The sequence below is a fragment of the uncultured Rhodospira sp. genome (genome assembly GCF_937138205.1).
Classification (GTDB): Bacteria; Pseudomonadota; Alphaproteobacteria; order Rhodospirillales; family Rhodospirillaceae; genus Rhodospira.
Genome location: NZ_CAKZOT010000022.1, coordinates 17,226 through 27,757, shown reverse-complemented (window position 1 = coordinate 27,757; position 10,532 = coordinate 17,226). Strand labels below are relative to the sequence as shown.

The following is a 10,532-nucleotide window of genomic DNA, read 5'->3' as shown; positions in this document are numbered from 1 at the left end:
AACAGAGCTTAATCTCCCAATCCGACTGTCTCAAAGTCGTTGACACGTTCCGATCTGCCGGCGCATGGCATTGATGTTGCGGTTGGTCAGAACCGTTCCGTCCAGCAGCACCCGGCCCTGATCGGGGGGGCTCAGGTGGTTGATGCAGCGCAGCAGCGTGGACTTGCCGGTGCCGGAGGAGCCCATGACAACCTTGGTTTCGCCCCGCCCGAGCGTCAGCGACACGCCGCGCAGAACGTCGTGTTCGCCAAAACGCTTGTGGAGATCCTCGACGCGCAGGATCAGGTCTTCGGACGTGTTCACTGGGACCTCCGCTCGAAGCCGGGCACCGCAAGCCGGGCTTCCACGCGATACAGCACGGAATTGCCAAGCCTGTTGACGATGAAGTAAATCAGCGCAACCACGCCAAAGACGATCAGAATATTTCCTTGGGTATTCGATACGATGTACTTGGCTTGGCGCGTCAGTTCCACGACGCCGATCACGTAGGCCAGCGACGTGGCCTTAAGCTCGGACGAGAACTCGTTGGTCCACGGCCCGATGGCGTGGCGGGCGGCCTGAGGCAGGATGATGGTGCGGATCGACTCCCAGCGGCCCATGCCGATGGCTCGCGCCGCCTGCATCTGTCCGGACGGAACCGACTGGATGGCGCCCCGATAGATCTGTGACTGATAGGCTGCCGAGCGAAGACCCAGGGCCAGCACGGCGGCCATGAACGAGGACAGGGCGACGTAGTCGGTGACGCCATAATAGAACAGCAGCAGCAGGACGACCGCCGGCACACCCCGAAAGACGCGCTCGAACGCCCAGCCGACGGCGCGCAGGGGCCACGGGCCGTAAACCTGGCCCAGCGCCAACCCAAGCCCCAGCACGATCCCGACGGCGAGCAGGGCCGCCAGAAGCTGCAAGGCGATCCAGGTGCCGTGCAACAGGAACGGCAGGTTTTCGTACAATGTCTGCCAGATCATTGGCGGCACACCCCCGCGAACGTACCTGGACCGAGACCGACGCGCACAGCTGCGGCGCGCGCGTCGGCCCGCCCCCGTGCCTACTCCGAATAGCCCGGGATCGGCCGCTGGTAGGAATCCACGTAATCCGGCATTGCCGTCGGGATGGTCCGAATGCTCGCCTGCGGGCTGTAGGCGTGAACGATCTCCGCCCACTGGCCGGACTGGTAGATATTCATGATCCCGACGTTCAACTGAGCCAGCAGCTCATTGGGGTCGCCCTCCTGGACCGCCAGCGCCTGCGGCTGGTTCTGCTGGATCGTGCCGACGATCTTGATGGCGCGGCCCTTGTCGATCAGTTCCTCCGCCGTGTCGGTGCTGGTCACCACGGCATCCAGGCGACCGGTGCCCAGGTCCTCGACGGCCGTGATGTAGTCCTCGTAGGCGCGCAAGGTCACGTCCACGCCCTGGTCGACGAGGTGCTCCTGCAGCCACTCGTGCTGGGTGGCGCCGCCCTGTGCCCCGACCGTCGCGCCGCAGCACAGCGCGGTGACGACGTTCTTGTCTGAGTCCTCGGTGACCAGAACCTCGTCGTCGTTCTCCCACCAGGGGATGGAGAAATCGAGCACCTTCGCCCGTTCCTCGGTCACGTTGAGGCCGGTCACCAACAGGTCGATGCGGCCTTTCGCCAGCGCCGGGATCAAAGAGGGCCAGGGCAGATCCTTGAATTCGACCGTCAGGCCCTGGTCCTCGGCGATGGCCCGCATAGCGTCAATGGCAATGCCCTTGTACTCACCGCCCTCAACGTAGGCCCAGGGCGGAAAGGCGGCCTCGACGCCGGCGACCAAAGGTTCAGAGTCCTGTGCCATCGCGGGCGGCGCCATCGCGGCCACGAGCACACCCGCAGCAGAAATCTGCTTGAGCATGTAAAACTCCTATCCTGGTTAAGGGGACGCGACAGGGGAAAGAGGAAGTCACGGCCAGGTCAATTGCACTGGCCTTACCCCGCCGGATACCGCGTCAGCGTATCGCGATATTATCAGGTTAGGTCCGCAGGCATTTTAGCTTGCCCGCGCCCTGCCATTTAGATTTTAGGAAAGTTAGGGGCTATCTTGCAAAGGATCAACCGGGGGCGCCCAAATTTCTTCAAAAATGCGCCAGAACGCGCGTTAAGCGGGTACACATGAACATCTCCACAAATCCGGTAGCAGCCGCGCGAGCATTTGCTTCCCCGGCCGCGACAACCGATTCGCCGCGCCGGTGTCCGGGACAGGAGCCGACCTCCTGCGCCGTCTCCAGCGCCGTGGCGGGCACGGTCGCGGACTCGCGCGCCGCCCTGATGGAAGCGAATGCTCGTTTGCTCGACAGCCTGGAGGAGGAAGCCATGGCAAACCTCTTGCCGATCATAACCGAAGCCAAGGCCCAACTCGCGCGAGAGATTGAACACGAGCGGGAGTGGGAGACTGCGAAGGATCGAGACAGGGATGAGCGATTTGAGTAAGGCACAGACCTGAAGGAGCGAATGCTAGTGTCGGCTTCTGAGGGCAACTCTAGGTCGCATACGGCGGGAGCCTGACGATGCAGCGCGCTCCAGCGAATAATCACGAGCCACCCAAGTTTGTCGGTCATCCTTGCCAGTAGAATGTCGGCTTTCCAGTGAGCGCAACGACACAACGAACGACCGGGACGGGCGCAAATCTGACGCTGATGAGTCGTACCCGTTTTGGGTCACCGATGCATTGGTTTTCATACCAAGATAGTGGCGCCCGCGCGGCGTAAACGCCCCGCGCCGGGCTCTCGTGAACCGAGCCGCCTTGCGGCGTCTCGGCCTTCGGCTTCGATTCCCTGGCGCAAGGAAGACAAAGGAAACGGGGCTGGGCGCGGGCGGCGAGGACCGTTCGCATCCCCCGACATCGGCGCGTGGCAGCGCGTCGTGAACGCCTGAAGCAGTAACCGCTGGCTCCCGAGTCGGCCGTTGATCGCCCTGTCTTTGGGGCCGGCTTGACCCGCGACGGCCGGAGCGGGTGGGCCGTTCAGGGCGCGCGGATCAGTCCCAAGGCCGCGCGCTGGACAGCGAACCCGGCGTCTCCCGTGATCCTCGACAGCGCGTACGTCCGCCCATGCGGAGACGCGTATGCACCCGATGCCGTCGCCAGGAAGCGGCCCCGAATGCCGAGGATGGCGACGGTGCAGGCGGTCTGCGGCCGCCCAATGAAGCCTGTCGTCTGTCCGCTGAAAGCATACCCGAGGATGGCCGTTTCGGTCTCCCATGGCATCCGTGTCCTGCGCGCGGAACCATCCCTGCGTGTCTCCTGAAGGCCGTGAACCCGCGCCGCGCCGGTCCAACCCCGCGCCCCGACAAATTTCCCCTGGGCCCTTCGGTCCCATTCCTCGCGGGGCAAATTTGCCGGGCCTTGGGGTCCTCCCCTGCGGTCCGGCCCTTCGCTGCGCTCCGGGTGGGCCGGCGCGTCTCGCGGGCTCCCTGGCCGAGACATCGCAGGGATGGTCCCGGCGAGACACGGCTAAGGAGACCGATCATGGCCATCACTCTCGGCACGTTCACCAAGCAGGACGACAACAGCTTCACCGGCACCCTGAAGACCCTGAACGTCACCGCCAACCTGAGCATCGTCCCGGTCGCCAAGGCGTCCGACAACGCCCCCGACCACCGCGTCTACGCGGGCGCCGGACAGCGTTACGAGGTGGGCGCGGGCTGGAGCCAGGTCGCCAAGTCCAGCGGCGAAACCTACCTCAACCTCAAGATCGGCGCGCCCGAATTCGGCCCCCACTGGGTCCGCGCGCGGCTGGTCAAGCTGGAGCGCCCCGGCGACGACGGCACCACCCACATCGCCCTGTGGGAGCCGCGCGACCGCTGATCCCGGCCCCGTCCACGAGCCCCGCCCCGGTGCGCCGGTGGCGGGGTTTCGTGTGCTGGGGCCGGGTCTGACCGCGCCTGTCGCCGCTACGCCCAAGGGGGGCTCGAAAACGCTCGCGTCCGTTTTCGAGCGTCCCGCGCCGCCCTCATGCCCGTCACGCTGGCCCCGTTGCATCCGCATACGAGGAGGACCCGGCCATGGACGATAAAAATGACTCTGGGGCCACCCGGGCGGCCCAGGCCAAGAAGGGCAGCCCGTTCCTGAACACCGCGCAGGCCGCGTTTTATGTCGGCCTGTCGCAGCGCACGTTGGAGAAAATGCGCCTGACCGGCGGCGGCCCGCGCTTCCGCAAGCACGGCCGGTATGTCCGCTACCACATCGATGATCTCGACGCCTGGTCGCTGGGTGAGCAGCGCGCCTCGACCTCGGATGCGGGAGAGACGCCATGACCGCCCGCGCCATTCTGCGCCGCCGCCGTCGGCGCCAGCGTCCCGCCGTGCTGGCACTGGCCGGCCTGGGCGTGGCGATCCTTTCACTCACACCGACCGAACGGGCCATGCCCTGGCTGGTGTGGAACGCGTCTGCCAGCGCGCCCGTCGGGCTCTATCGCATGACCGACGCGCCCGCCGAACGCGGTGCCCTGGTGCTGGTCCGGCTGCCGCCAGATGTCGCCGCGCTGGCCGCCGAGCGCGGGTACCTGCCGCCCGGCGTACCGCTGCTCAAGCGCATTGCGGCGGTCGCTGGCGATCACGTCTGCGCCATCGGGTCGGCCGTCGTCCTGCACACCGTAACCGTCGTTCGTCGCCTTGACGCGGACGCCGCCGGACGACCCTTGCCGCATTGGAGCGGGTGTCGCCGGTTGGATGAGGACGAGGTTTTCCTGCTCATGGCGGTCGCCCCGGACTCCTTTGACAGTCGGTATTTCGGGCCGATGCCGTTGGCTTCGCTGATGGGGAGGCTCGTACCGCTATGGACCGACTGACGCTCGCCCTGCTGGGCGCGGTCGCGGTTGTCGCCGCGCCCGCCCAGGCCGCTGACCTGGCCGAATGGCGACCCCATATCGCCGACGCCGAACGCCGGTTCGACGTGCCAGCGGCCTGGATTGCCGCCGTTCTGACCGCCGAAAGCGCAGGCGATCCGGCCGCCGTGTCGCCGAAAGGGGCTATGGGTCTGATGCAGATCATGCCGGCGACCTGGGCCGAGTTGCGGGCAGACCACGGCCTTGGGACCGACCCCTTTGCGCCGCGTGACAACATCCTGGCCGGTGCGTCGTATCTGCGCGCCATGCACGACCGTTTCGGCTTTCCGGGGCTGTTCGCCGCCTATAACGCCGGTCCCGGACGATATCAATCGCACCTGACGACAGGCGATCCGTTGCCCGCCGAAACGGTCGCCTACGTGGCGCGCGTGATGGAACTGATCGGCCCTAAAACGACGCCCGATGTATCGAAGAACACGGCGCCGGATGCATCAAATCGCCCGCCAAATGCGCCCGCCAGTGGCACGCAAACCCCTTCAATTCCGTCCGGACGCGGCCTGTTTTTTACGCTGGGAACGACCTCCGGCGCGTCGTTTTCGGCGTCGAAAAACGGCCTGTTCGTGCCGCTGAATCCCGTCGCCGACGACACCGATTGACGCGCACCGGCGGCCCATTGCCTCCGGTGTCGCGGCCTCAGGCGCGGTTTTGCCCCCCTCATGAGATCGGATGAGAGCGTAGGAGGGCGCAGACGGCAGGAGGGGGCACTGGAAGGCAAGATAAAAGAGGGCCTCCCCATGTCGGCTATCCCCTTGTCTGCACATCGCTTTTCCGGGAGGTCGCCCGAGGGCGCGGAGCAATTCGATTGTAGCCCATTGATGTATCGTGACTTTTCAGGAGGCTGCCATGGCCGAGGATGAGTTCACGCCGAAGCTGGGCAAGCCCCGGTCGCGGGGCTCCAAAAGCGCCAAGCGCTATGCCCATCAGGTGCTCGCCGCCGTCAACCGGGCCGGCGGTCGCGCCGCGCGCAAGTCCGGCGCCGGGCTCGGCCGCATCGGGCGGGGCGGTGCCCCGGCCGCCGCGCTGGCGGGACGGGGGCGGTCGGCGTCGCGGTCCCGCCGCCGCGTCATCGTCAAGGCGCGCATCGTCCGCCTGGCCGGGAAGGGGATGGACACGGCGCGCGCCCACCTGCGCTACATCCAGCGCGACGGCGTGACCCGCGACGGGGAGCGCGGCGCGCTCTATGGCGCCGACCGGGACCGGGAGGACGGACGCGCCTTCCTGGAGCGGGCCGACGGCGACCGGCACCAGTTCCGCTTCATCGTCGCGCCGGAGGACGGGGCCGACTACGACGACCTGCGGCCGCTCACCCGGCGCCTGATGGCGCAGATGGAAAATGACCTCGGCGCCCGCCTGGACTGGGTGGCGGTGGACCACTTCAATACCGGCCATCCGCACACCCACATCCTTCTGCGCGGCAAGGACGAGCGGGGCCACGATCTGGTCATCGCCCGCGACTACATGGCCCATGGCCTGCGCGAGCGCGCCGCCGATCTGGTCAGCCTGGACCTCGGCCCGCGCACCGAGCGCGAAATCGCCCTGCGCGACCGCGCCGACATCGAGGCCGAGCGCCTGGTGCCACTGGACCGCCAGTTGCGGTCGATGGCCGACGACGACGGCGTTGTGTCGTCGGCGGTGCGAGATCCAACCCGCCAGACGTTGCTGGCCGGACGCCTGCGCAAGCTCGAGCGGCTGGGTTTGGCCGAGGAGGCGCGGCCCGGCCGCTGGCGTCTCGACCCAGGCTTCGAGCAGACGCTGTTCCGCATGGGCGAGCGGGGCGACATCATCAAGACCCTGAACCGGGCGCTGGCCGAGCGTGGGCGCGCGCCCGATCCCGGCGAGACCGTGGTCCACGATCCGGGCACCGCCGCCGCCCGTGTTGTCGGGCGGGTGGTGGCGCGTGGGCTGTCCGACGAGATCCGCGACCGGCAATACCTGATCGTCGACGGGCTGGACGGGCGAACCCACTACGTCGACATCGGCCAAGGGGACGGCATGGAGCCGACACCGGAAGGGGCCATTGTCGCCGTCGCCCCGCGCACGGTTCGGCCGCGCGAGGTGGATAGCACCGTGGTCGCCGTGGCCGAGGCAAGCGGCGGACGATATAGCGTCGACCGGCACTTGGCCCACGACCCGTCGGCAACCGAGGCCTTCGCCGAGACCCATGTCCGCCGGCTGGAGGTCAGTCGCAGACGCCCCATGAATGATCCCGGCTAACACGCCGGTATGAGCAGTTCGGTTTTCTGCTCGAAGTCACGGATGCGTGGAAAGCACTACCCGAGGCACAGCGATCAGAGCTAATGAACGACGACGACCATGGTGTCCCCAGCCGTGGTGCCGGTGTCGCTGACAGTGTCGCTGGGCGCCGGGTCCGCCGCCATTGCGGTGCCGGCGACCAGTGCAATCATCGGGACGGTCAGGATCGTTCCGAAAACAGTGATTTTTTTCATGGTGCAGCCCTTTATTCCATCGAAGGAAAGAGAAGGCCCCGTGCGGATCGCATGAGACGTTTCCATCCTTCTGTGTCGAGCCAGGGCCGTCTTCAGTGATTCCATTGGCACCTTGAAAAGATGGGAACTGGCCGACTTCTAATTAATACGAAGTTTTAGACGTTTTCGGCAGCCTCGGAATCTACTCATGTCCGGCGCCCCGGCCTGTCCGCCCAACGTTTTTTTTCATTCGCGTGGAGGAGGATCGAAACGTTCCCGGCGCGGGCTGTGGTGGGCGCGGACCCCGCCTTTCGAAGACGCCGGCATTGCGCCCAAGCGTTGCCATCGCCACACCGGCCGCTCGGCCTTTGGCGTTGGCTCAGAGGATGCGCATTGCCTGCGCTCAGAAAGAGGCAGATCCCTTGGCGGGTTCCACCGATACGGCCACCTCCATCGCGATGCAGGCCGCGGCCGGGCCGATAAACAGGCCGGAGACCGGCGCGGTCTGGCGGATGTGGCGCGCCACGGCGACCGGGATCAGGTTGAACCCACCGACGCTTCGGTTGGTCGGATCGAACGTGATCCAGCCGGCGCCGGGGACGTAAACCTCGGCCCACGCGTGGGTCGAGCCGCTGCCGGCGGACCCGAGGGTGTTCAGGTCGGGGTCGTACAGATAGCCGGACACGATCCGCGCGCCGAACCCCAGGTTTCTGACGGCATCGACAAACAACACCGCGAAATCGCGGCACGAGCCCCGGCCGCGCGCCAGCGTCTCGATCGGGGTCTGGACGGTCTCTTCGTCGCGGGCCTCATAGGTGATCCGCGCGGCCACGCCGTTGCTGATATCCTTCAGCAGCGACAGCGTGTCCGTGTCGGGGCCGGCAATGAACCCCCGCGCCCAGTCGTGCAGCCGCCCCCCGGAATCGAGGTAGGCCTGAAGCCGCAGCGCGCCCAGATCGGTCATGTCGTCGTCACTGAGCAGGAACGGATACGTGACAGCCGACGCGGCGATGTCGAAGACCGGCCACTGCTCGACATCAAGCGTCAGCGTGGCGAGGCTGTCGATGACCAGCGTGTCCGCCGGGGCGCCGAACGTCGCCGTCGCCACGGCGTTGCCGGCGACGTCGTGCGCCCAGGTGACGGTGGCGGGCGGAGCGATCTCCAGATCGTGCGTGTGCAGCCGCACGGTGCGGCTTTCGCGCGGCCGCAGCATCAAGCGATGCGGACCGAAGACCATCGGTTCGCGATAGTGATAGGTGGTGCGGTGATGGACCGTCAGAGCACTCAAGCGAGGTCTCCGGACGGCGGCGGTGTATCGGCCTGGCGGGTCGTGACCATGCTGCCCCTGTCCTCATCCCACAGAACAGACCGGACGGCACGAAACCCGTCCTGGAGGGACACGGGCACAACACCCCGCAGCGCGGGAATGGCCTCGTGGCACGCCTGAAGCCGATAATTCGGAATGCGCGGGTTCAGATGATGCACGTGATGGAAGCCGATATTGCCGGTGAACCATTGCAACGCCGCCGGAAGACGCAGGTAGGTCGAGCTTTGCAGGGAGGCTGCGATCGAGTCCCACTCCGCGTGGCGCATCCAGTCCACTGTGTCCCCGCGATGCTGCACGGAAAACAGGAAAACGCCGATGATCGCGGCCGAGATCATGACCGGAAGCTGGACGGCCGCGACCGTGCCAAACCCCAGCAGCAGGCCCAACCCGCCGACCATCGCCACCAAAGCCAGGTTGGTGACAAAAACGGCGCGCCGCTCCTGCCGCCATTCCCTGGGTGTGTCGAAGGGAAGTCTGTAAAGAATGAGGAAGACCAGGGGCGGAATGAGAATGTTGGCAACGATCGGGTGCCGTGTCGCGCGGTACCAGACACGGCCCCAAGGGGACAGCGCCCGGTACTCGGTCACCGTCAGGCAGGACGAATAAATGTCGGCCCCGCGATCACGGCGGTCAAGGTCGTTCCAGACCCCATGATGGCCGGCGTGTTGCCGCCGCCACGACCGATACGGGGCCAGCGTCAGCAGGCTGCAGGCGATCCCCAGCAGGTCGTTGGCGCGCCGCCCGCGAAAGAACGCCATGTGCCCGCAATCGTGCTGAATGATGAAAATTCGCACCAGGAATCCGGCCGCCAGCGGCGCAAGCGCAAGGGAGAGCCAGAAGGACACGCTGTTGGCCAGATACATCACGGCGCACGTGACGAGAAACCCGCCAAATGAGGTCACGATCTGGACGATGCTTTTTCTCAGGACGGGCGCCTGAAATGCTGTCGTGTCCTGGCGGAGGCGGCTTTTTCTGGTCATGATCTGCTTGCTTTCGCAATTCTTGGTCTGCCGCCGCCGCCCGGCCCATGCCTTTGTCCGCGCGATGATGCAATCAGCGCGCCAACACGCACTGTCCGCCCAGCATCCGGAAGCCCCTGTTGCAAGCCCACCTGTTCCCCGACCGGTCGATGTGGGCGTTTGGCGGGGGAACGATCAGGATGCATGTGTTTCCGTCCTGCTCGTACCCGCGCTCGCATTGCCACCCTGGCCCGAATTCCCCCCCGACAAGAAAGGCGTTGTCCGGAACCACGATGGCCTCGCATCGGCCGTCCTTCTCCACAAATCCTCGGTCGCAGGTCCACGGCGGGCCATAGCGCTTGTTCGTCAGATAGGCGTTGTCAGGAACGTCGATCACCACGCACCGGCCGGCCTCTTCCAAGAAACCGCGATGACATTCCCATCCGGACCCATAGGTTTCGTCTGACAGAAAAGAGTTCTCGGGACTTTCGATGACTTCACATCGGTCGCGGACCCGCCTGTATCCGCGATCACAGGCCCAATCCTCGCCTGTCGACTTCAGGTAGGCATTGGGTGGAACGACGACTTCCCGACAGGTTGATCCGTCAACGTCCTTGAAGCCGTGCCGGCATTCCCAGCCGGTGCCGTAAGACCGCTCGGTCGCAAAAGCATCCTCGGGAACAACGATGGCGATGCAGGCGCCGTCCTCCCGACGATACCCGTCGTCACAGGCCCAGCCTCCACCAAAAGAGCGGTCATGCGCGTTCTCGGGCGTCGGGCCGGTTCGGTCCTGGGCGACAGCAACAGACATGAACAGCAAAACAAGGAACGCGACCAATAGGACGCGCCAGGTTGACCTCGCAACAAACAGGGCCCCAGTCTCGAAACTGTGCATCTTGGGCGTTTCCTTCCTGGCGCGGGTTCGCTCCCGCGCCGGTTGACGATGGGCAACCCATGT

General features: G+C 66.0%; 12 protein-coding genes and 1 pseudogene. 6 read left to right on the top strand and 7 right to left on the bottom strand.

Annotated features, from left to right (window positions below):
* Window positions 1-30 precede the first annotated feature (30 nt).
* From Q0309_RS02435 to Q0309_RS02425, 3 genes are all read right to left on the bottom strand, one after another.
* Window positions 31-303 carry an ATP-binding cassette domain-containing protein gene (locus Q0309_RS02435; protein WP_299437089.1) on the bottom strand — a complete coding sequence of 91 codons (273 nt, stop codon included), beginning with the start codon at window positions 301-303 and terminating at the stop codon, window positions 31-33.
* On the bottom strand, window positions 300-968 hold the full coding sequence (locus Q0309_RS02430; protein WP_299437087.1) for an amino acid ABC transporter permease: 669 nt from the start codon (window positions 966-968) through the stop codon (window positions 300-302). Before Q0309_RS02430 ends, Q0309_RS02435 begins: the two co-directional genes overlap by 4 nt.
* Window positions 969-1,048: 80 nt before the next feature.
* Window positions 1,049-1,873: a transporter substrate-binding domain-containing protein gene (locus Q0309_RS02425; protein WP_299437085.1), complete on the bottom strand. Its 825-nt coding sequence runs from the start codon at window positions 1,871-1,873 to the stop codon at window positions 1,049-1,051.
* 257 nt (window positions 1,874-2,130) lie between these two features.
* Between Q0309_RS02425 and Q0309_RS02420 the strand changes: the two genes are divergently transcribed.
* From Q0309_RS02420 to Q0309_RS02395, 6 genes and pseudogenes are all read left to right on the top strand, one after another.
* On the top strand, window positions 2,131-2,448 hold the full coding sequence (locus Q0309_RS02420; RefSeq protein WP_299437083.1) for a hypothetical protein: 318 nt from the start codon (window positions 2,131-2,133) through the stop codon (window positions 2,446-2,448).
* 1,036 nt (window positions 2,449-3,484) lie between these two features.
* A complete protein-coding gene (locus Q0309_RS02415; RefSeq protein WP_092788130.1) occupies window positions 3,485-3,823 on the top strand; it encodes a DUF736 domain-containing protein in 339 nt (112 codons plus the stop codon).
* A 197-nt stretch (window positions 3,824-4,020) separates the two neighbouring features.
* Complete coding sequence (locus tag Q0309_RS02410; RefSeq protein WP_092788131.1) at window positions 4,021-4,272, top strand: helix-turn-helix domain-containing protein; 252 nt, start codon at window positions 4,021-4,023, stop codon at window positions 4,270-4,272.
* A complete protein-coding gene (locus tag Q0309_RS02405; protein ID WP_299437077.1) occupies window positions 4,269-4,805 on the top strand; it encodes a S26 family signal peptidase in 537 nt (178 codons plus the stop codon). The genes Q0309_RS02410 and Q0309_RS02405 overlap by 4 nt, the downstream gene beginning before the upstream one ends.
* Window positions 4,793-5,245 (top strand): annotated as a pseudogene (locus tag Q0309_RS02400) (lytic transglycosylase domain-containing protein); the annotation flags it as partial. The gene Q0309_RS02405 and the pseudogene Q0309_RS02400, both read left to right, overlap by 13 nt.
* 460 nt (window positions 5,246-5,705) lie before the next feature.
* The gene (locus Q0309_RS02395) at window positions 5,706-7,076 is read left to right on the top strand and encodes a relaxase/mobilization nuclease domain-containing protein (protein ID WP_299437075.1); all 1,371 of its coding nucleotides are present in this window, start codon (window positions 5,706-5,708) and stop codon (window positions 7,074-7,076) included.
* A gap of 80 nt (window positions 7,077-7,156) precedes the next feature.
* Here the strand turns inward: Q0309_RS02395 and Q0309_RS02390 are convergent, their stop codons facing one another.
* The 4 genes from Q0309_RS02390 to Q0309_RS02375 form a co-directional block, all read right to left on the bottom strand.
* Window positions 7,157-7,414, bottom strand: coding sequence for a hypothetical protein (locus tag Q0309_RS02390; RefSeq protein ID WP_299437073.1), 258 nt, complete (start codon window positions 7,412-7,414; stop codon window positions 7,157-7,159).
* Between the two features lie 277 nt (window positions 7,415-7,691).
* Entirely contained in the window at window positions 7,692-8,576 is an 885-nt protein-coding gene (locus Q0309_RS02385) for a transglutaminase family protein (RefSeq protein WP_299437071.1), read from the bottom strand.
* Complete coding sequence (locus Q0309_RS02380) at window positions 8,573-9,595, bottom strand: fatty acid desaturase (RefSeq protein ID WP_299437069.1); 1,023 nt, start codon at window positions 9,593-9,595, stop codon at window positions 8,573-8,575. The genes Q0309_RS02385 and Q0309_RS02380 overlap by 4 nt, the downstream gene beginning before the upstream one ends.
* Window positions 9,596-9,668: 73 nt before the next feature.
* The gene (locus tag Q0309_RS02375; protein WP_299437067.1) at window positions 9,669-10,469 is read right to left on the bottom strand and encodes a hypothetical protein; all 801 of its coding nucleotides are present in this window, start codon (window positions 10,467-10,469) and stop codon (window positions 9,669-9,671) included.
* Between the last annotated feature and the right edge of the window lie 63 nt (window positions 10,470-10,532).